This is a genomic window from Alginatibacterium sediminis (genome assembly GCF_003610775.1).
Classification (GTDB): domain Bacteria; phylum Pseudomonadota; class Gammaproteobacteria; order Enterobacterales; family Celerinatantimonadaceae; genus Alginatibacterium; species Alginatibacterium sediminis.
On the sequence record NZ_RAQO01000002.1, the window covers coordinates 137,797 to 158,013 of the forward strand.

At 44.7% G+C, this 20,217-nt stretch carries 22 protein-coding genes; 16 read left to right on the forward strand and 6 right to left on the reverse strand.

Annotated features, from left to right (window positions below):
* Positions 1–9: 9 nt before the first annotated feature.
* Together DBZ36_RS01895 and DBZ36_RS01900 are read right to left on the reverse strand one after the other, a co-directional pair.
* Entirely contained in the window at positions 10–840 is an 831-nt protein-coding gene (locus DBZ36_RS01895) for a nitrate- and nitrite sensing domain-containing protein (protein ID WP_120353228.1), read from the reverse strand.
* A complete protein-coding gene (locus tag DBZ36_RS01900; protein WP_158589008.1) occupies positions 840–1,961 on the reverse strand; it encodes a methyl-accepting chemotaxis protein in 1,122 nt (373 codons plus the stop codon). Before DBZ36_RS01900 ends, DBZ36_RS01895 begins: the two co-directional genes overlap by 1 nt.
* 507 nt (positions 1,962–2,468) lie before the next feature.
* Between DBZ36_RS01900 and phnC the strand changes: the two genes are divergently transcribed.
* From phnC to DBZ36_RS20665, 15 genes are all read left to right on the forward strand, one after another.
* Positions 2,469–3,290, forward strand: a complete 822-nt coding sequence (phnC, locus tag DBZ36_RS01905) for a phosphonate ABC transporter ATP-binding protein (protein WP_120353230.1) — start codon at positions 2,469–2,471, stop codon at positions 3,288–3,290.
* 23 nt (positions 3,291–3,313) lie between these two features.
* The gene (gene phnD, locus DBZ36_RS01910) at positions 3,314–4,321 is read left to right on the forward strand and encodes a phosphonate ABC transporter substrate-binding protein (RefSeq protein WP_120353231.1); all 1,008 of its coding nucleotides are present in this window, start codon (positions 3,314–3,316) and stop codon (positions 4,319–4,321) included.
* 65 nt (positions 4,322–4,386) lie between these two features.
* On the forward strand, positions 4,387–5,175 hold the full coding sequence (phnE, locus tag DBZ36_RS01915) for a phosphonate ABC transporter, permease protein PhnE (protein WP_120353232.1): 789 nt from the start codon (positions 4,387–4,389) through the stop codon (positions 5,173–5,175).
* A 30-nt stretch (positions 5,176–5,205) separates the two neighbouring features.
* The gene (gene phnF / locus DBZ36_RS01920; protein WP_120353233.1) at positions 5,206–5,904 is read left to right on the forward strand and encodes a phosphonate metabolism transcriptional regulator PhnF; all 699 of its coding nucleotides are present in this window, start codon (positions 5,206–5,208) and stop codon (positions 5,902–5,904) included.
* A complete protein-coding gene (gene phnG, locus DBZ36_RS01925; protein WP_120353234.1) occupies positions 5,901–6,359 on the forward strand; it encodes a phosphonate C-P lyase system protein PhnG in 459 nt (152 codons plus the stop codon). The genes phnF and phnG overlap by 4 nt, the downstream gene beginning before the upstream one ends.
* On the forward strand, positions 6,356–6,961 hold the full coding sequence (gene phnH / locus DBZ36_RS01930; RefSeq protein ID WP_120353235.1) for a phosphonate C-P lyase system protein PhnH: 606 nt from the start codon (positions 6,356–6,358) through the stop codon (positions 6,959–6,961). The genes phnG and phnH overlap by 4 nt, the downstream gene beginning before the upstream one ends.
* Positions 6,952–8,025 (forward strand): carbon-phosphorus lyase complex subunit PhnI, encoded by a 1,074-nt coding sequence (locus DBZ36_RS01935; RefSeq protein ID WP_120353236.1) that lies wholly within the window; start codon positions 6,952–6,954, stop codon positions 8,023–8,025. The genes phnH and DBZ36_RS01935 overlap by 10 nt, the downstream gene beginning before the upstream one ends.
* Entirely contained in the window at positions 8,022–8,900 is an 879-nt protein-coding gene (locus tag DBZ36_RS01940) for an alpha-D-ribose 1-methylphosphonate 5-phosphate C-P-lyase PhnJ (protein WP_120353237.1), read from the forward strand. Before DBZ36_RS01935 ends, DBZ36_RS01940 begins: the two co-directional genes overlap by 4 nt.
* Complete coding sequence (gene phnK / locus DBZ36_RS01945; protein WP_120353238.1) at positions 8,893–9,720, forward strand: phosphonate C-P lyase system protein PhnK; 828 nt, start codon at positions 8,893–8,895, stop codon at positions 9,718–9,720. Before DBZ36_RS01940 ends, phnK begins: the two co-directional genes overlap by 8 nt.
* A gap of 13 nt (positions 9,721–9,733) precedes the next feature.
* Positions 9,734–10,447, forward strand: coding sequence for a phosphonate C-P lyase system protein PhnL (gene phnL, locus DBZ36_RS01950; RefSeq protein WP_199711755.1), 714 nt, complete (start codon positions 9,734–9,736; stop codon positions 10,445–10,447).
* On the forward strand, positions 10,434–11,570 hold the full coding sequence (gene phnM / locus DBZ36_RS01955) for an alpha-D-ribose 1-methylphosphonate 5-triphosphate diphosphatase (protein WP_120353240.1): 1,137 nt from the start codon (positions 10,434–10,436) through the stop codon (positions 11,568–11,570). The genes phnL and phnM overlap by 14 nt, the downstream gene beginning before the upstream one ends.
* The gene (phnN, locus tag DBZ36_RS01960) at positions 11,570–12,190 is read left to right on the forward strand and encodes a phosphonate metabolism protein/1,5-bisphosphokinase (PRPP-forming) PhnN (protein ID WP_120353241.1); all 621 of its coding nucleotides are present in this window, start codon (positions 11,570–11,572) and stop codon (positions 12,188–12,190) included. Before phnM ends, phnN begins: the two co-directional genes overlap by 1 nt.
* Positions 12,178–12,957 carry a phosphonate metabolism protein PhnP gene (gene phnP / locus DBZ36_RS01965; protein WP_120353242.1) on the forward strand — a complete coding sequence of 260 codons (780 nt, stop codon included), beginning with the start codon at positions 12,178–12,180 and terminating at the stop codon, positions 12,955–12,957. The genes phnN and phnP overlap by 13 nt, the downstream gene beginning before the upstream one ends.
* Positions 12,954–13,256 carry an LbetaH domain-containing protein gene (locus tag DBZ36_RS20660; RefSeq protein WP_233558076.1) on the forward strand — a complete coding sequence of 101 codons (303 nt, stop codon included), beginning with the start codon at positions 12,954–12,956 and terminating at the stop codon, positions 13,254–13,256. The genes phnP and DBZ36_RS20660 overlap by 4 nt, the downstream gene beginning before the upstream one ends.
* Positions 13,257–13,289: 33 nt before the next feature.
* On the forward strand, positions 13,290–13,580 hold the full coding sequence (locus DBZ36_RS20665) for a DapH/DapD/GlmU-related protein (RefSeq protein ID WP_267900167.1): 291 nt from the start codon (positions 13,290–13,292) through the stop codon (positions 13,578–13,580).
* Between the two features lie 46 nt (positions 13,581–13,626).
* Here the strand turns inward: DBZ36_RS20665 and DBZ36_RS01975 are convergent, their stop codons facing one another.
* Complete coding sequence (locus DBZ36_RS01975) at positions 13,627–15,003, reverse strand: MATE family efflux transporter (RefSeq protein ID WP_120353243.1); 1,377 nt, start codon at positions 15,001–15,003, stop codon at positions 13,627–13,629.
* 123 nt (positions 15,004–15,126) lie between these two features.
* On the opposite strand from DBZ36_RS01975, the gene DBZ36_RS01980 reads away from it, so the two are divergent.
* A complete protein-coding gene (locus DBZ36_RS01980) occupies positions 15,127–15,999 on the forward strand; it encodes a LysR family transcriptional regulator (RefSeq protein ID WP_120353244.1) in 873 nt (290 codons plus the stop codon).
* A gap of 60 nt (positions 16,000–16,059) precedes the next feature.
* On the opposite strand, the gene argH is transcribed toward DBZ36_RS01980, so the two are convergent.
* The 3 genes from argH to DBZ36_RS01995 form a co-directional block, all read right to left on the reverse strand.
* On the reverse strand, positions 16,060–17,937 hold the full coding sequence (gene argH / locus DBZ36_RS01985; RefSeq protein WP_120353245.1) for an argininosuccinate lyase: 1,878 nt from the start codon (positions 17,935–17,937) through the stop codon (positions 16,060–16,062).
* Positions 17,938–18,022: 85 nt separating this feature from the next.
* Positions 18,023–19,243, reverse strand: a complete 1,221-nt coding sequence (locus tag DBZ36_RS01990) for an argininosuccinate synthase (protein WP_120353246.1) — start codon at positions 19,241–19,243, stop codon at positions 18,023–18,025.
* 46 nt (positions 19,244–19,289) lie between these two features.
* The gene (locus DBZ36_RS01995; protein WP_120353247.1) at positions 19,290–20,207 is read right to left on the reverse strand and encodes an ornithine carbamoyltransferase; all 918 of its coding nucleotides are present in this window, start codon (positions 20,205–20,207) and stop codon (positions 19,290–19,292) included.
* Positions 20,208–20,217 lie beyond the last annotated feature (10 nt).

The window sequence follows — 20,217 nt, forward strand, 5'->3', positions numbered from 1 at the left end:
GGTCAAGCCTCAAATGAAAGACTTGCTCGCAATAAGCTGTTTAAGTTCAGCTAAGGTTTCATCGAAACGTACCAATACCTCTTCAAGTGCCAATGTAGCTACATCAAAGTAATCATTTGCGCTGACCGACGGGCTGTCCACAATAACTTTTTGCGTCAATAAATCGAGAAGATTGTTAAGCGCGGCATTACGAACATCATGATTTTGTTGGCTAACATTCGAGATAGCTTGATGCAAGTAGCTCAAACGGATGCGATTGACACTGGTGCAACGACCTGTTGCAGCCACTCCTGTGCCTATGGCCCGTGCTTGCCCAACATTTTCGGCCGTTACTAATAAGTCTTGCCATAAATAGCGGATCGAGCGCTGATCTTGATCTTTAACCTCGTACAATTGGTGCTGTTCTGCACAATCGTCTATCAAATACAAAATACTGGAAATAAGCTTACTGTGTTGTTCCAAGTTGTTATTCGAATCAAGTTTCTCGAAACCAGTTGATAAACGCTGCCAATGTTCTTGAATGGCCGCCCAATCGGGGTTGTTCGCAATCCAAGTTCCATGATTAGACAAAGCCATGCGTTGTAAATTAATTTGTGTCTGTAGCGGGAGAATACGTAACGAGAGGCTGTGATCACCACAAACATAACCATTGCTTAAGCCGCGATGTTGCTGAACTAGGCTTAGGATATTGCGAAGCTTCTGCAACCAAATTAAGCCTTCCAAGAAGCGAGCCTTTGAAATCCGTCGTTCACGAATAGCTAGCGTAACCATCAAAACTATGAGCAATACTGTGGTTGATATCATGACAACTTGTGCTGAACTATTACTAAATATTTCCATTAGTGCACCGCCTGTTGAGTTAGATTTTTAAGATGCTGCGCAACATTGGCACTTTGCTTCGCCATATAGGCATTACGGTCTGCCGTTATAGCGACTTGCTCCATTGATTTGCTTATTTCTTGAGTCGCCACTACTTGTTGTTCAGACGCGCTGGCGATACCCGAAACTTGGTCGGTCATTTCATCCATTGCAATCACTATCTGTTCTAAGGAACTGGTGGCGTCTGCCACGCTACTTTGACAGTCATCAGTACTTTTGACGACTAACAACATCTGTTGGACCAGCTCGCTCATACTGTCAGTGATTTCGCTCACCTGTTGGTTGATTGCATGTGCTGAGTCATGACTGCGTTTGGCAAGCGCGCGTACCTCCTCAGCTACAACCGAAAAGCCTCGGCCATGCTCTCCTGCCCGCGCAGCTTCTATTGCGGCATTAAGTGCTAGAAGATTGGTTTGTTCAGCGATATCTTGGATAAAGCGAGACATGGAAATCACAGCTTCAAGTTTACGATCAAGGGCCTCTAAACTGGTGCTAGTTATGTCAACCTGCTGATTAACAATCGTAGCCTGACGTTGAGCATGCACTAAGTCATCTCTACCTTGCTTACTCAAAGCTGAGCCCTTCACTATTACCTTGCTGGTAATTTCAAGTCGCTGCGATACATCATCAAGGCTTTGAGAGATCTCGGTTGCAGCTGAAGCAGAGTTGGTTGTGGCATCGGCTTGGCGTTGACAATGGCTAGCCACTTCCCTGGCATTTCCAGCAAGCTCTTTGGCAGAAAAACCCATTTCGTCAGCCACTGCTTGAACTGCAGTTTGCCGCCTTTTAGCCATACGCATTAAATCATCAATGATGGGGTATAAGGGCTCTAAAGGCCCTGCAGAGCTTGAATCAAACTCGTTGCACTCTCCTGCTTCAAAGGCGGCTCCTTGCTTAAAAAACTCTTGTTGGTCATGCCGGATTCCATCTAACACTTTCCAAGCCAGCGTCGAAACAACGAACAAAATGACAAAGGCTTGTTGCTCATATCCAAAAACCGCCAAACCAAAACACAAGAAAAGCGTCAATAGTTGACCATACGCTGCTCGGTTCACTCCTAAGGAACGAAGATATCTATGCATGCGAAACTCCTTGTCACCCATGACTACAAAATCTATCGGCTAGATTTATAGGGAGCAATTAGTGTTCCAAAGGTATATTCAAAACAGAGAGTTATCATATCTATTTGTTTTTACTAAACAAAAACCCCGAACACTCATTCATTAACGTAAAGATTAGTGTACAGCGCACCAAGTTATAGCAAACAGGATTAACAAATTGATGCAGTCACGCATCTAACGCACCAAATTCGTGCGTTGCATTTGAAAATTGTAAAAACTTTCGCTTTCCACATAACGAATCAAACTAGTCCTAGCTTATTCAAAACTCAATATTGCTGTTTTATTGATTCTCGTAAATAACAATACTGCTTATCGTTTTCCTTTTTTATGTGTGAAAAATGAACCGTAAGAAAGCTAGTCGGTATTTCAAAATAGTCATGAAATGGTCATTAAACATACATGTCTAGATAACTTCATTGTCACAATTCCCGCCTAATTTAGAGCCATCTAAAGAAAGGGGACACAGTGATGACATCAACAGTAATCGAAGTTAGAAAGCTAGCGAAACATTTTGGAGACACATGTGCACTTGCAAACATTGATCTAGATGTAAAACAAGGCGAGATGCTTGGATTACTAGGGCCATCAGGATCAGGTAAGTCCACATTACTTCGCCATCTAAACGGCCTTGTTCGCGCTGACAAAAACAGCAAAAGCAGCATTAAAACATTAGGTAACGATGTTCAAATAAATGGAAAATTTAGCCGAAGCGTGCGAACAAGCCGCAGTCAAACGGGGTATATTTTTCAGCAACATAATTTAGTTTCTCGCTTAAGTGTTCTTCAAAACGTTTTAATTGGAGCCTTAAGTAGCACGCCTAAATGGCGCAGCTTATCGGGAAACTTTACCACCCTACAAAAATCGAAAGCCCTACAGGCCCTCGACAAAGTTGGTCTTAAACAATTTGCTAAACAACGGGTTTCCACCTTATCCGGTGGACAGCAACAACGCGTTGCTATCGCTCGCGCTCTTATGCAAGACAGCAAACTAATTTTAGCTGATGAACCTATTGCATCCTTAGACCCTGAAGCTTCACGAACCGTAATGGAACTGCTGCGTTCTATCAATAAAGAACTAGGTATAGCCGTGGTTGTGACACTACACCAAGTAGAATTTGCACTTGAATACTGCCCTCGAATTGTCGCTCTTAAAGATGGCGAGATTTATTTCGACGGCCCGAGTCACGATTTAAATCAATCGAAAATAGATCAACTTTACGGAGCAACTCAGCGAAAAGCTGCCGAAGCTCTACCCAATCTTTCACCCTCCCTTTGGCCTCAGTTGGCCTGAACCATTAATAAGGAAATAATGGTATGTTTAAAGCTCTGCGAAAAATATCCACGCTTGGACTAATCTTAGCCGGAACGCTAAGCAGCTCGTTAAGTTTTGCGGCTGATGAAAGCATGAAAACCTTGAATTTTGGGATCATCTCCACCGAGTCCCAACAAAACCTTAAAACCACTTGGGCACCTTTCCTTGAGGAAATGGAAAACAAGACCGGTCTGGAAGTTAAGGCTTTCTTCGCACCTGATTACTCAGGAATTATTCAAGCAATGCGTTTTAATAAAGTCGACGTTGCATGGTTTGGCAATAAATCGGCAATGGAAGCTGTAGACCGTGCAGGTGGTGAGATCTTCGCTCAAACTGTCGATGTAACAGGGAATCCCGGCTACTGGAGTGTGTTGGTGACGCATAAAGATAGCCCTCTGAATTCACTTGAAGACGTAATCGCTAAACGTAGTGAACTTACCTTTGGCAATGGCGATCCAAATTCAACCTCAGGATTTTTGGTTCCTTCATATTATGTATTCGCCAAGAACAACATTTCGGTATCCGACTTCAAACGCTCGATGAACTCAGGGCACGAAACAAATGCTTTAGCCGCTGCGGCGAAGCAAGTTGATGTTGCCACAGGGAATACTGAGAACATGGACCGCTTACAGATAACGGCTCCAGAAAAACATGCTCAATTAAAAGTACTTTGGAAATCACCCCTCATTCCTTCTGACCCAATCGTTTGGCGAAAAAATCTACCCGAAGACGTAAAAGGAACCGTCTATGACTTCTTTATGGAGTATGGAACCAGCGGTGACGCGAAAGAACTTGCCGTTCTTGAAGCATTACAGTGGGCGCCTTTTAAAGCCTCGAGCGATTTACAATTACTTCCAATCCGCCAGTTGGTGTTATTCAAAAATCGCGTAGGAATAGAGAACGATACCAAATTAGCCACTGACGACAAAACCGCGCAGCTTCAGCTAATTGACGCTCAATTAGCTGAATTGGACCGCCAACAAGGCGCTCTGCTCGCAATGAGCCAATAGCCACATCATTGGACGGTCCGCCGTCCAATTTTTTTTGCCCAACATGTCTAGATAGGTTTTTGTTAATGAATATAGCAGCGATATCCCAACCGAAATCATCACGTTTTTCTATAGCTAAAACCCTAAGCTGGGCTCTAGTTTTTGCAGTGCTAGTTTATTCATGGCAAGGCGCAGAAATAGCCCCTTACAAATTGTATCAGGACGCTGGGAATATGGCTGAGTTAGCAGCAGACTTTTTCCCTCCTGATTTTGGACATATTACTTACTACCTTGAAGAGATGCTGATCACCTTACATATTGCGTTGTGGGGCACAATCTTCGCAATTTTTCTTTCCATCCCTTGCGCGCTGCTGTGTGCGGAAAACCTAGTGCCAGCATGGGTCTATCAGCCGATGCGTAGGTTGATGGATGCAGCCAGAGCTATCAATGAAATGGTATTCGCTATGCTGTTCGTCGTAACGGTTGGTTTGGGGCCATTTGCGGGAGTTATGGCTTTGTTTATCCATACCACAGGCGTATTAGCAAAGCTTTTTTCTGAAGCCATCGAAGCTATCGATCCTGGGCAAGTTGAAGGTGTTCGAGCTACCGGAGCAACCAAACTTGAGGAAATACTATATGGCGTGATCCCTCAAGTACTCCCACTTTGGATTTCATTCTCTCTCTATCGTTTTGAATCTAATGTCCGTTCAGCAACCGTTGTTGGTATGGTCGGCGCAGGTGGCATTGGTGTCATTCTTTGGGAAAGCATTCGCGGTTTTATGTTTGAACAAACATGCGCAGTGATGATCATCATTGTCATTACAGTCAGTAGCCTTGATTTCGCCTCACAGCGCATTCGAAAGCTATTTATCTAAGCAACTGTCTTACAAAAGAATCCAAAGAATATGCCTCTTTATCTCGACATCGCTTTGAGTTTAGAACAAGAAATCTCGAAGTATTATCAATTTGGTGAACAGCTTCCTGCTGAGCAAGACTTAGCGAAACGTTATGGCGTGAATCGTCATACATTGCGCCGCGCAGTCGATGAGTTGGTACGTCAAGGATGGCTTCTGCGTCAACAAGGTAAGCGACTACAAGTGCTTAGAAAACCCGTTCGTTATGCCTTGCATAGTGGAGCACGATTTACCGATAGCTTTCGCTTAGCTGGTGCATCTCCTAAAACCGAAGTACTCAGCTACTCGACACAAAGAGCTGATGAGCGATGTGCTCTTAACTTAGGCGTCGCCAAAGATAGCAACATACTGCTCATTCAAACCTTACGCTATGTGGATGAAGTTCCGGTATCACTAATTTCTCACCACATTATCGATGGACCGCACAGGCATACTTTAAGCCAATTCAGAGAAGGATCTCTGCATCATTTGTTGAATCAGCAGTGCCAAATAAAACTCAAAAGAAGTCGAACCTTGGTAAACCTTGCAAGTGCTAACAACGATGAGAGCCGTAAGTTGAATACGGTCAAATCAGCGCCATTGCTGTGTCTCTACACCCTTAATCGCGACATCCAAGGAAGACCTTTCGAATATTCAATTTCTAAAAATCGCGCCGAACTCGTTGAACTCTGTATGGAACATGACACATGACATCTAATCAAAATAATGCCGAACGTCAGCGCTGGCTAAGAGTCATTGCTCTTGCGCAGCCATCGCAACTATTCGAATTTTGGGACTCTCTTGAGCTAAACCCTATCGCTGAAGTTATTCGGCAACCTGAAATCGGTCTTGCACAAGTCAAGGCAGCAACAGGTGGAAGTGGTGATGCTTACAAACTGGCAGACGTCACAATAACCCGCAGCAGCGTGCGCTTAGACAGTGGTCACGTTGGCGTCTGCTATATAAAAGGCCGCTCGAAAAAACACGCTTTAGTTGGAGCAATTCTCGACGCATTAATGCAAAACCGAGACTTCAGCGCGCAAGTTGAAAAACTTGTAATTTCTCCTTTGGAAAAGATATTTGCTCAAGAAGTGGCTCAAATCCGTAGTGATAATAAAAAAACTCAAGTTGATTTCTTTACCTTAATTCGCGGGGAAGACGAATGACCATTCAATCAGGATTTTCACAGCCAGTCTTAGACTCTCAGGCCTGCTTTCGACAAGTACTTGCTGCGCTTAGTGAGCCAGGGAGCGTTAATACGCTTGGTTTACACATAGGCTTTGAACCTTTAGCTGCAAGCGTTTGCCAAATAGTCTTAAGCTTATGCGACAACCATACCCAGCTGTTTGTTGATCCCTCTTCACTTATGGAATCGCAGTCGACATTAGACAACGTGATTGAAAATATTAAATTTCATACCGATACCAAGATCTCAGATAAATCTCGTGCTGATTTTGTTATCACCAGTGCCAGCTCACCTTTTGTTGCCGAAGACTATAAGTCCGGTACTGAGATGTATCCTGAAGACAGTGCCACAATTTTACTGGAAACCAACTCTTTTGAAGGTGGCACCTTACTGCAACTCAGCGGACCTGGCATTGAACATACTCGGCAAGTGAGACTTGGCCACATCCACTCCAGTCTTCTTGATGCGCTAATTCAACCCGCTTACAAATACCCTCTCGGGCAAGATTTCATATTTTGTTGTGGGGAACAAATAGTCGCGATCAGCCGAACCACCAAAGTGGAGATATCCGCATGTATGTAGCCGTAAAGGGTGGTGAAAAAGCGATCGCCGCTTCCCATGCACTGCAGGCAAAAAAAAGACGTGGTGATACGAAGTTAAATGAAATAAGCATCCACCAGATCGAACAACAACTTAGTCTTGCTGTTGATAGAGTCATGACCGAAGGAGGTATTTATGATCGCCAGCTAGCTGCTCTTGCTCTCAAACAAGCCTGTGGTGATCAAGTGGAAGCTATTTTCTTAGTGCGCGCCTATCGGACAACCTTAGCCCACATTGCAAGCTGTGAACCTTTGGATTGTGCCAAGATGCTTGTTGAAAGGCGTATTTCAGCAATCTACAAAGACCTGCCTGGCGGCCAGCAACTCGGTGCAAGTTTTGACTACAATCATCGACTGCTAGATTTTAGCTTAATGGCCGAGTCCGAACCATCAAACGAATATCCAATAAAGGCGAATGAGCTTGAAGATGAGCAGGTTTTTACCAAAGTGTTTTCACTGTTGGAACAACAAGGTTTAGCTAAATCAGAACAGAGTCGTGAACCATCTGAAGAACCATTAACTACCTCGCAAAGTTTTCCATATTCCAGAGTCGAACGTCTCGCTCAATTGACGCGCTCCGACGAAGGATTTTTATTAGCACTCGCTTATTCAACCCAGCGCGGATATGGACGCAATCATCCATTCGCAGGCGAAATACGAACAGGATTCATGGAACTAGAATTAGAAGCCGAGGAGCTTGGGTTCAGCATTTGCATTGGTCAAATTCAAGTTACCGAATGTGAAATGGTTAATGGTTTCGTGAAACCAGAGCAAGAGCAAGCCCATTTTACTCGCGGTTACGGCCTTTCGTTAGGGGCAGCAGAACGAAAAGCGATGGCCATCGCACTCATTGATAGGTCGTTGCAAGCAAGTGATTACGGGGAGGCTATCGACGGTCCAGCGCAGGATGAAGAATTTGTTCTTGCCCATGGAGATAACGTCGAAGCCGCAGGATTTGTAAGTCATCTTAAGTTACCCCACTACGTTGATTTTCAGGCTGAGCTTGAGTTGATTAGAAAAATGAGAAACACCAAGGATACGCTATGAGGTCTGTAAACGAGCATATCAATCAAAGCGCTCAATCTGAGCAAAACTACAACTTTGCTTATTTAGACGAGCAAACAAAGCGAATGATCCGTAGAGCGATTCTCAAAGGTATTGCTATTCCAGGTTACCAAGTGGCTTTCCAAGGTAGGGAAATGCCAATGCCGTATGGCTGGGGAACCGGCGGAATAATGCTCAGTGCTTCAATTTTGGGACCAAAAGATTGTTTTAAAGTCATCGACCAAGGTGCTGACGACACCACTAATGCCGTTTCAATTCGCCAGTTTTTTGAAAAGGTTTGCGATATAGAAGTTACGCAGAAAACAGCCAATGCAAGTGTCATTCAAACTCGCCACCGAATACCAGAACATAGTTTAGTTGAGGGCCAGATTCTAGTATTTCAGGTACCAATCCCTGAGCCTTTACGATTTATTGAACCCAGAGAAACGCGTACCAAAAAAATGCACGCTTATAGTGACTACGGCTCTATGCAGGTGAAACTATACGAGGACATTGTTCAATATGGACACATTGCTACCAGCTACGCCTATCCGGTTATAGTCCACGGACGCTATTTGATGGACCCATCTCCAATTCCAAAATTCGACAACCCCAAGTTACACATGAGCCCGGCATTGTTGGTGTTTGGTGCCGGTCGGGAGAAACGAATCTACTGTATCCCACCGTATACGGATGTCAAAAGTCTCGATTTTGAAGACCACCCATTCTCAATCCAGCAATGGGATCAAGCCTGTGCCCAATGTGGTAGTCACGATAGTTTTCTAGATGAAGTGCTCATCGATGACCAAGGCGGTCGAATGTTTGTTTGTTCCGACACTGATTTTTGTCAACAGCGCCAAGGAAATTCTAATGATTAATCTCGAGAGTAACATCGGTAAGCCAGCTGATGATGAACCCGCACAAGAGAGAGCAATTCTAAAATGCTGCGACTTAAGCATGTTATATGAACCAGGCAAGGGCTTCGAAAATGCCAATCTAGAAATCTTTAGTGGCGAAGTTTTGGCTATTGTTGGCGAATCGGGTTCTGGTAAAAGTAGTTTACTAAAAACACTTTCTGCACAGATCGATTCGCAACACGGTTCGCTGAATTATTTTCCAGCTTCTTCAACAACCAGCCTTAACTTAAAAAATATCAGCGAAGCTAAGCGTCAATCGCTCATTCGCAGCGACTTTGGGCTGGTGCATCAACATCCAATGGATGGACTAAGATCTCGGGTATCGGCTGGCGGAAATATAGCTGAGCCCCTGATGCAAAATGGCGAGCGTAACTATGAACAACTTCGTGCTCAAGCCTTGCATTGGTTAGATGCTGTCGAGATTGACTGCGACCGCATCGACGACTTACCAACAACTTTTTCTGGAGGAATGCAGCAACGCTTGCAAATTGCTCGTTGTTTAGTAACACAACCTCGATTGATTTTTATGGATGAACCTACCGCTGGACTCGACGTATCGGTTCAGGCGCGTTTACTCGATCTGATGCGTAAGTTGGTCAAACAACTGCAATTGAGTGTCGTACTCGTCACCCACGATTTATCAGTTGCCCGCTTACTCTCCGACCGAATTGTAGTCATGCAAAAAGGCAAAATCGTTGAAGCGGGTTTAAGTGACAGGGTGCTTGACGATCCGCAAGCACCCTACACCCAGTTGCTTGTTTCCTCTGTACTTCAATCTTAAAATGAGAAAGAAAATGCCTGCACTATTGATAGCCGAAAATCTAAGTAAAACCTTTGTGCTACACAACCAGAATATTCAATTGCCAGTGTTGTACCAACAAAGTTTGGAACTTCATGCTGGCGAATGCTTAGTCTTGAACGGACCTTCTGGCTCAGGAAAATCCAGCTTACTTCGCTCATTGTACGGAAACTATCAGACCGATAGCGGCAATATAAACATTCTGTCAGAAAATAGTTACGTCGATATCTGCCACGCTCACCCACGTAAAGTTGTTGCACTTCGCCGAAATACGATTGGTTGGGTAAGTCAATTCTTGCGCGTCATTCCACGCTTGCCTGCCATTGAGGTTGTCATGCAACCGATGTTGGAATCGGGTATCACTGAACATCATGCGCGCGATAAAGCCGAATACCTGTTGAACCATCTAAATGTCAGCCAAAGGCTTTGGGAACTCCCACCTGCGACATTCTCGGGAGGCGAACAGCAGCGCGTCAATATTGCTCAAGGCTTCGCTCTCGATTACCCAATTTTGCTATTAGATGAGCCAACAGCTTCTTTAGATGACAACAACTCCGCCAAGGTGATTGAGCTTATACAAGCTGCCAAACGACGCGGAGCTGGGATTGTTGGGATATTTCATGACGCCTGGGTTCGGGATCAAGTAGCCGACCGTATTTATACTATGCAAGCGATAACACCAAAGGGGAAAACTCGTGATTATCAATAACGTTAAGTTAGTCTTAGAACAGGAAGTTGTCGTTGGCTCAATCGAAGTTATTGATGGCCATATTGAATCGGTCAGTCAAAGTTTAAGTCAGCTTCCCGCAGCTATCGACGGCGAATTAGCCTATTTATTACCCGGTTTAGTCGAGCTTCATACCGATAACTTAGAGCGTTTTTTCACCCCTAGACCAAAAGTTAACTGGCCAGCAAACTCCGCAATGGCTAGCCATGATGCTTTAATGATTTCAAGTGGTATAACAACCGTTTTAGATGCTGTTGCTTTGGGATATATCAATGATCAAGGCGGTCGAATTGAAAACCTTGAACGCATGATCCACACCATTAGCGAATCACAACTCCAAGGTAATAACCGAGCAGAGCATTTTCTACATTTACGCTGCGAATTGCCGAACCAAGATACCGCGGGTCTTTTCGAATCGTTTGTCGGCAAAGGTTCAGTTGCCATGGTGTCTCTTATGGATCACACCCCGGGTCAACGGCAATTTGTAAATAGTGAGAAATACCGGACTTACTATATGGGGAAGTACGGAATGAATGAACAAGAGATGGCCAGCTTCGAAGCAGAGCAAACACTTGCATCAAAAAAGTGGTCGCATAGAAATAGACTCTCAATTGCTGAGTCTGCACGCGCTCGTGGCATTCCTTTGGCAAGTCACGACGATGCGACTGTCGCCCATGCCGAAGAATCTGCGAGTTTAGGTTGCGCGATTGCGGAATTCCCAACCACTATCGCAGCGGCCCAAGCCTCTCATGATGCCGGAATTTGCGTGATGATGGGTGCACCAAACATCGTTCGAGGCGGCTCACATTCAGGCAACGTCGCAGCCAAAGATCTAGCCGACATCGGTGTACTAGATATTCTTTCATCCGACTATTATCCAGCGAGTTTACTCGATGCCGCTTATCAATTAGCAAAAATGCCCAGCAACGATTACGGCCTAGAACATACCGTTCAAATGGTTAGTGCTAGGCCCGCCAAAGCGCTTTCTATGCACGATAGAGGCAGTATAGTGGCAGGTAAACGAGCCGATCTAGTACTCGCTCGTCCGGCGCAAGACCGACTGCGGGTAGACCAAGTGTGGCGTCAGGGAAAAAGGGTATTCTAATGCAAACGCCTTCCCATCAACATCAAACCAGCAATGCAAAACTGTTTATGCTGGTTGGCCCCTCAGGCTGCGGTAAAGATAGTTTGCTTGCTCAAGTTCGCGTGCAGTTATGCGAGGGAACGCCATTACTATTCGCCCACCGATATATTACCCGCTGTAAAAATAATAGTGAGGACCACATAAGCCTAAGCACCTTAGAGTTTGAGCAACGTAAGCAGCAAGGGCTATTCACTTTGCATTGGAAAGCGAACAACTGCCAATACGCCATCGGTAGAGAAATAGACCTATGGTTGAATGCGGGTCAAAACGTTATCTTCAACGGCTCTCGCGAGCACATATTGCAAGCCCATCAGCGTTTTGGCGACGCTTTGCGTGTCATTTGGATTGAGGTCTCACCAGAAATATTACGTCAACGTTTAGAGCAGCGTAAGCGCGAATCGACGGTTGAAATTGAGCAGCGTCTGCATAGAAACCAACAGCAACAAGCGAACAAAAACATGATCAGCCAGCAACTGACAGTCGTCACTTTGGACAACAGCGGACCGTTTACTGTAGCTGTGCAACGGCTGCAGCATTTAGTATACCAACATCAGGAAAGCTTAAAGCCATGTTCAGCCTAACGCTCTTGGGTACCGGCAGCGTTCATGCTCCACCCGTCTATGGTTGTAGCTGCGCTGCTTGTCAACATGCCTTAAACTATACATCAGCTAGCCGTGCACCTTGCTCAGCCCTGCTACGTACTGGCAAAGATACGATTTTGATTGATGCCGGTCACCCTAAACTACAACAGATATTCGAGCCTGGTAGCATTAGTGCCATTCTTATTACTCACTATCATATGGACCATGTCCAAGAGTTATTTAAGTTACGCTGGGCCATTACAGATCCCATAGATGTGTACCATCCTAATGACCCTCGCGGTTGTGACGATTTGTTTAAAAATCCCGGTATTCTCAAATTCAAATCACCCAATACAAATGGCACGACGTTTCACTTATCTAAGATTAAAGTCACTCCAATAGCGTTAAATCACAGCAAGCAAAGTAACGGTTATGTATTTCAAAGCACCGCGTTAACAATTGCCTACTTAACTGACACTAAGGGGCTCCCGCAGCAAAGTATTGAAGTACTACAACGACTCAATCCTCAATACATTGTTATTGACTGTAGTTTCCCTGCTCACATCGATAACGACAACCACAACAACCTAGATGACTTGATCCGACTTGCTAAAATCTTGCCCGGTTCAATGTGGGTGGCAAGTCATATAGGCCACGAATTGGATTGCGTGCGACTTTCTGGCGCATTGAAACTACCCAAAAACATCATGTTCGGATATGACGGACTTAGCTTGCCTATACTCCCCTCAAGTGAGAGCACCAAATGAATATCAACGATCAATTAAGCAAAATTACCAACATTGCCAGTTGTGCGCACGTTCATCAAAGTGAAATCGGGAATTGGACCGAGATTGGCCAGCGCTGTCGAATCGAAAATACTGAAATCGGCGACTATAGTTACGTACAACAAGACGTTGATATTTCATTATGCTCAATCGGAAAGTTTGTTTCTATCGCCGCAAGCGTACGTATCAACCCTAGTAATCATCCGTGGTGGCGCGCAAGTCAACACCACTTCACCTACCGACCTAGCAAATACGGTTTCGAAGAAAAACGAGACCAATAGGTATTTCAATGGCGCGCAGAAAACAAAGTCAGCATAGGTCATGACGTATGGATTGGTCATGGGGCAATCATAATGCCCGGTGTTAGCATAGGAAACGGGGCGATTATTGGCTCCGGTAGTGTTGTCACAAAGGACGTAGCCGCGTGGACGATCGTTGTTGGGAACCCTGCGAAAGAGTTACGCCCTCGATTTGAGACGAGTGACATTGGCGAGCGCCTGCAACATTTGGAATGGTGGAACTGGCCTCACCACAAGATTGCTGAAGCGCTGCCTATTTTCCAAGGTAGCGTGAGTGACTTTTTGGACAACTACGAGCAACAATGAACAGATTTGACCCATTGCTCACAAGATTTTTCTCAGGCTTGTGAGCTTAAGGCTGTAATGCTCTATCAAAGAATGCTGTTTTTGGCACACTTAAGCGCTGATATTCGCGATATAGCATTGGACTAATCAACAAGCAGAAAACGATATTGGAAGACGGAACTGACAACCAGACACCGTCAATACCAAATAGTTTTGGCAAGACGTACAAAAACGGTAATTGCACCAACATATTACCTATCGAAAGTAGCATCGCTTTTCCTGCCCTATCGATCGCCATAAAGTAGATGGAATTAACAAATATGAAACCGTCTAGGAATAGCGCCAATAGATGCAAACGGATCCCCCTAAGTGTTTTTTCTGCAAGTAGCGGGTCTTGATGACTAAACAGACCTATGGCTGCATCAGGAAATAGATTGATAAGTAACTGACAAGATAAGCCAACACCTACGACTACTTTTAGGGCTAGAATGAAAGTCGCCTTTATTTTCTCTTTTGATTGTTCACCATGATAATAGCTGATCGGCGGCTGCATACCATTGGCAATACCCTCTGCAAACAAATAGTAAAGCGTTGCTATATAACCAACAATTGCAAACGCACCTACATGGATCTCACTTCCATAGGCGAGTAAAAGTCGGTTATGGATCGCTAAAATAAAACCAAAATACAAAAACATAAATAAGCTTGAAGCACCCAGCTTATAGGCACTTAATGACGCACGGACATCAAGCAGTCTGATATCAAGCTTTAAGGGAGTCGCTGCTCTGCGGCTCAAAAAATAACTTAAACCTAGCAGTGCCACAACCGCTTGAGCGCCAACACTAGCCAGTGCAGCGCCGCGCAAGCCCTGGTCTAAGACCGCGATAAATAGATAGTCCAAAACAATATTCATAACGGCGCCGATCACCATTAATGCAGTTGATATATTGGGCTGGTCGTCATTTCTAATTAGCAGTGGAAGTGCGGTTGCTAATACCGTAATCAGAGCCCCTTTAGCAAATATGTTCAGATACTGCTGTGCAAAACCTAAGCTTGCTCCCTCAACAGATTGCATTGCTAACATGGCGTCACTGGCAAGCAGCATAAACAAAACAACTAACACGCCTATGACAAGACTCGAATAAAACGCGCTGGTTACAATGCGTTGTGACCTTGACGGGTTTTTCTCCCCTCGGCTTATCGACAAAAGTGCGCCAAAGCCCATACCCAACAGCAAACCAAAGCCAATAATAATAGCTAAAATAGGCCACGACACATTAATCGCAGCGAGACCTTCAAAGCCAACATAATGCCCAACGAAAATGCCATCAACAACTTGATACAAGCCACTAATCAGCATTGCAGCGACCGAAGGGATCACATAACGCCAAAAATTTTGGGACACACTTAATTGCTTTATATCGATAGTACTCGCGCTAGACATGCTGATCGTAACCTCTGTAGTTGGCCTAGCATTATCTAAGGAAATAAGATAAATGAAAGATGGTTTCCATCCGCAAAACGGATAGATATACTCTAATTTGATGGATGTTAATGGGTAGATTCAATGAGCTGGTCTTTTGAACAACTAAACTCTTTTGTAAATGCAGTGAATTTAGGGAGTTTCTCTGCAGCAGCGCGCCGCCTTGGTAAAGCACAATCGAGAGTAAGTACCGATATATCCAACTTAGAAGCCGATCTTGGATTTGAGCTATTTGATCGAAGTCAGCGCTTGCCGCAATTGACCGATAATGGCAAAGAAATGTTTGTCGAGGCCAAAGCAGTTTTATCGCAATGCCAGCGCTTAAACTCACGGGCGCTTTCAGTATCTGAGGGCAACGAAGCTGCGATTGTTTTTGCGATCGATGAAGCTGTGCCCATCACTGCCTTTGAGTCATTTTTTGAAAAAATATCAGACCAATTCCCTTTGTTAAAACTGACCATCATCAATGGCAGTCAATATGAAATAGCGCAATGGGTCGACGATGGTATTTGCGATCTTGGGATCTTGTTCTATCAACGACAGCTAGCACAGTCATTGGAGTTCACTTCAATTGGAAGCTTTAAGCAGACTCTAATTGTAGGTAAAAACCATCCTTTATCGGCAACGCCAGCTCCAAACCTGACGCAACTCAATCAATACCGTCAGTTAGTAATTTGGGATTTAGCCGCCAAAGGCGCACAAGCAATCTCCGCGAAGCACTGGCACATTGACAGCTTCTACTACATTGCAGCCTTAGTGACCCGCGGTTTAGGCTGGGCCCTAGTACCCGAACACATTGCCAGATCGCCATGGGTTATCGAAGGTATTGATGAACTAAGCTGTGAATACATTCCCGATTCATTATTGGTTGAGATGGGAATTGTTATTCGCCGAGACACAGGTATCGGACCCATTATGCAATGGATGTACACCGAGTTAGAGCATTTGTTTGATTGAAAAAACCCTCGCAATGCGAGGGTCTATTTGTTGCAATTACATAAATTGAACCGTGGCTAACTAAGCCACGTTTTGTTTATGGATCAGGCTTTGACGGTCTACGATAAACTCGAGAGCAACTTCATCACAGGCGTGTTGACGCGGACACATATCACAGTCTTTAAGCACCTTCTCGGGCAGTAAATGCTTGCTGGTTGGGCTGAAGCCAAGTTTCATAAAGAACTCTGGCACTCGGGTTAACACAAAGACTTTTTCAATTTCCATCTTACGTGCTTTCTTGAGTACAAATTCAACCAAGCCTCGACCTTGCCCATGCCCCTGTGAACCAGGATTCATACCTAGAGAGCGAACTTCAGCAAGGCCAGTATCATAGACGTAAAGCGATGCACATCCATTGATGAGCCCTGCTTGTTCACTTACAGCAAATTCGCCCACGGCTTGAACCAGATCAGGCCTCGCGCGAGGTAAATTCTCTCCGGCATCGGACCAATAACTCACCATCTCTTCAATTGCATCTAAGTCTGTCATTTTGGCAGCGCGAATGCGCCCACCACTAACATCACGACTCGCTAGACGTTCTTCTGCCTCATTGAGCGCATATTCAACCTGTTCGGGTGCGACACCACCTTTAGCTTGACGCTTAGCGAGGGTTGATTCGAGCGACAAATGCGGATAGACATCGTCTTCGATTTCAGGTGCAATCTCTTTAAACTGAGCAATGCTCATTTCTTCCAAGGGCAGCTCTAGCTCTATCGCTTTGACAACTGCAATACCAACGATGTGGTGTGCTTCTCTAAACGGAATACCTTTGGCAACCAAATAGTCTGCCAGTTCGGTTGCGTTGGAGTAACCACCTTGCGCGGCTTCACGGGTTGTCTCTTCATGCACTTGCATATCATCAAGTACAAACTCTGCCATCATCAGGCAATCACCCCAGGTATCTAGAGCGTCAAACAGGCCTTCTTTGTCCTCTTGCATATCTTTGTTGTATGCAAGTGGTAGTGCTTTAAGTGTCATCATGATGCCACTTAAAGAGCCATAAACACGCCCAGCTTTACCACGGATAAGTTCTAATGCATCCGGGTTTTTCTTTTGTGGCATCAAGCTTGAGCCTGATGTCACTTGGTCAGATAAATCTAAAAATGCTGATTCACCAGAATTGTAAAAAATTAAGTCTTCAGCCATTCGTGACAAATGCAGCATGCTAATTGAAGCCGTAGAGAGTAGTTCTACCACATGGTCTCGGTCGGAAACTGAATCTAAGCTGTTACGCGTTGCGCGTCGAAAGCCTAAGTCTTTAGCAATTTGATCGCGGTCCATTGGATAAGCAGTACCAGCCAAGGCACCACTGCCGAGCGGGCAACTATCTAAACGCTTCAAGCTATCGGTTAAGCGGCTGTAGTCACGCTCAAACATTTCAACATACGCCATTGCCCAATGTGAGAAAGTAACTGGTTGTGCACGTTGTAAATGAGTGTAACCCGGTAGAACGGTGGTTTGCTGAGAGCGCGCGAACAACACCAATTTTTGTTGTAGCTTGTCAAGATGAGCCAGAAGTTCGATGCCTTGATCTTTACACCAAAGCTTAAGATCAGTTGCTACTTGGTCGTTACGACTACGACCCGTATGTAGTTTTTTACCTAAATCCCCCACCCGTTGAATCAACTGTCCTTCAACCCATGAGTGGATATCTTCGGCATCGCTACCTAGAATTTGCTGCGGATTTTCAATAACTTGTTTTAGCAGGTCGTTAAGGGCTTTTTCTAATCGTTGTTGCTCAAGCTCAGTGATAATTCCAACTGATTTAAGCGCCTTTGACCAAGCAATTGAACCGATAATATCTTGTTCGGCCAAGCGGTAATCAAAACGCAGAGAATCGTTGAATTGTTTGAACCGTGAATCTGCTGCTTGGGTAAAACGTCCGCCCCACAATGCCATGTGAAAATTCCTATCTCTTTCTAAACGGTAGCGCCACGGAGCTAAGCCAGTGGCGCGTATATTGCTGTGTTATTCTTTTAGCTAATTACTGCGATTTTAATGCTTTTATCCGGCTTGCCAATGAATATAGGCGAATAAAGCCTTCGGCATGTTTTTGGTCATAAACGTCATCAGCGCCAAAAGTTGCAAAGTCTTCAGAGTATAAGCTATTTGGCGAACGTTTTTGTACTGCTTGGACCTGACCTTTATAAAGCTTCAGGACAACATCACCAGACATATCTTCAACCAAAGCTTCACTTGCAGCAATTAAAGACTTACATAGTGGCGTGAACCAACGTCCATCATATACCAAGTGTGCCATTTGTTGCCCCACTTGATTGCGCCAAGTACGGCTAGTCTTATCCAACACCAATTCTTCAATGGCTTGCAGTGCTGCAACCATAACCGTACCGCCAGGGGTTTCATAACAACCACGTGACTTCATGCCGACTAAGCGGTTTTCAGTAATATCGATACGGCCTACGCCATGAGCAGCAGCAATATCGTTTAGGGCAACAAGAGCGTTATAAGGCGACAATTGTTTCTCATTTACTGAAACTATACGTCCTTTGTCCACACCTAAGGTCACATACTCTGGCTCATTAGGTGCATCGATAGGATCAACTGTTAGCGTCCAAACACCTTTACTAGGCTCGTTCCATGGGTCTTCTAGCTCACCGCCTTCGTGAGAGATGTGCCATGCGTTTGCATCGCGGCTATAGATCTTAGTTGCACTTGCTGTAGTTGCGATATCACGCTCGGCCAAGTAGTCCAACAAATCTTCACGGCTAACCATATCCCATTCTCTCCACGGGGCGATCACGGTGAGCTCAGGGGCTAGTGCTGCAAAACAGCCTTCGAAACGGATTTGGTCATTACCTTTACCGGTACAACCGTGACATACCGCGTCGGCGCCTGTTTTACGAGCGACTTCGACCTGTGCTTTTGCAATAATTGGACGAGCCATCGAAGTACCCAGTAAGTAGGTTCCTTCGTAAATAGCGCCGGTTGCTATGGTTGGATAAATATAGTCAGCAACAAACTCGTCTTTAAGATCAACAATGTGACACTCGCTGGCACCTGAGGCGATGGCTTTCTCATGCAAGCCTTCAAGTTCTTCATCGCCTTGGCCAACATCGGCACAAAAAGCAATAATTTCGCAGTTATTGTAGTTTTCTTTAAGCCACGGAATGATTGCCGAGGTATCCAAGCCGCCTGAATAGGCCAAAACGACCTTTTTAATCTCTTTAGTTTGTAGAAGTGCCATGTGCTATTCCTTTAAAAGTATTTGCCGATACCGGACAAAGTCTATTTTATTTTGCGATTAACGAAACCAAAACTGCATTTTGGGCATGCATTCTGTTTTCGGCTTGGTCGAATATAATTGAGCTAGGGCCATCCATAACTTCAGATGTAATTTCTAACTCTCGATGTGCGGGCTGACAATGCAAGACATGCGAAATACCATTGTCGTTCATCATTTGCTGATTGATTTGATACGGCATATAACGAGACTTAACCGCTTCTAAAGGTGTGTCATCGCCCATAGAAACCCAAGTGTCCCCATAGACAACATCAAAGCCTTTAATCGCGTTGATATCGTCACTTACAATAATTTTACCGCCATGCTTAGCCGCCAACGCTTGAGCTTGTTGAACAATTTGCGCATCAGGACTGTATCCTTTAGGGCAAATAGCTGCCACTTCCATACCTAAGATCGCACCACCCAGAAGTAATGAATGAGTCACGTTATTACCTTCGCCAAGATAGGCCAGTTTTACTTTGGACAAATCAGAATAGTTTTCTGCGATGGTTTGGAAATCGGCAAGACCTTGGCAGGGGTGGTACAGGTCACACAGTGAATTGATAACTGGCACATTGCTATACTCGCGTAGTTCTAACAAGGTTTTGTGAGAATTAACTCGAGCTACAATGCCATCGGCCCAGCGGGTAATATTAGAAGCAAAATCTTTAACGGTTTCGCGAACACCCATAGCACCATTTTGTTGGTCGAGATAAACCGCATGCCCACCTAAGCGATTAATACCTATATCGAAAGTTACGCGGGTTCGCAGTGATTGCTTTTCAAATAGCGTGACGACACTTTTTCCGACAAGCGCTTGTGAGTAATCTTGCGGTTTTTGTTTTATTTTTGCAGCGAGTTCTAGCAAGCCCAATAGTTGGTCTTGATTGAGTTGATTTAGGCTTAATAAACTATTTAGTTGTGACATGCTTGTTCCA